Origin of the sequence: Martelella alba, assembly GCF_005217455.1 — a bacterium.
GTDB lineage: Bacteria > Pseudomonadota > Gammaproteobacteria > Enterobacterales > Enterobacteriaceae > Acerihabitans.
Window position 1 is genome coordinate 1 of record NZ_SZPQ01000182.1, and the last position, 529, is coordinate 529.

Sequence of the window (529 nt, forward strand, 5' to 3'; positions counted from 1 at the left end):
TGGCTGGAGACGGAGGTGTATTAGTTTTAAATCGCTGCGGGTGACAAAACTGTATTCGTTTTAAATCGCCGTTGACAGCCTGCGGATATACCGCGTTAATGGCGTCAGGGAAACCCTTCAGCCCGTCTACGCAGGCGATGAGGATATCGTTCAGGCCGCGATTTTTCAGTTCTGTCAGCACGTTCAGCCAGAACTTCGCACCTTCATTTTCGGCCAGCCACATGCCCAGCAACTCTTTCTGACCTTCGATATTGATGCCTAGGGCCAGGAATACGGACTTGTTGATAACACGGCTGTCCTGCCGGACTTTAAGGACGATACAGTCAAGGTAAACAATGGGATAGACCGCATCCAGTGGCCGGTTTTGCCATTCGACAACCTGTTCCATAACGGCATCGGTGACCTTCGATACCAGCGCCGGCGAGACATCAGCGTCATACAGTTCTTTGAAGGCAGCCGCTATCTCGCGGGTTGTCATGCCTTTGGCGTACAACGACAGGATTTGGTTATCCATGCCGGTAATACGGGT

1 protein-coding gene is annotated in these 529 nt (G+C 51.8%); it reads right to left on the reverse strand.

Annotated features, from left to right (window positions below):
• The coding region (locus FCN80_RS26325) for an IS256 family transposase (RefSeq protein ID WP_373880375.1) at nucleotides 1-529 on the reverse strand (529 nt) is incomplete at both ends.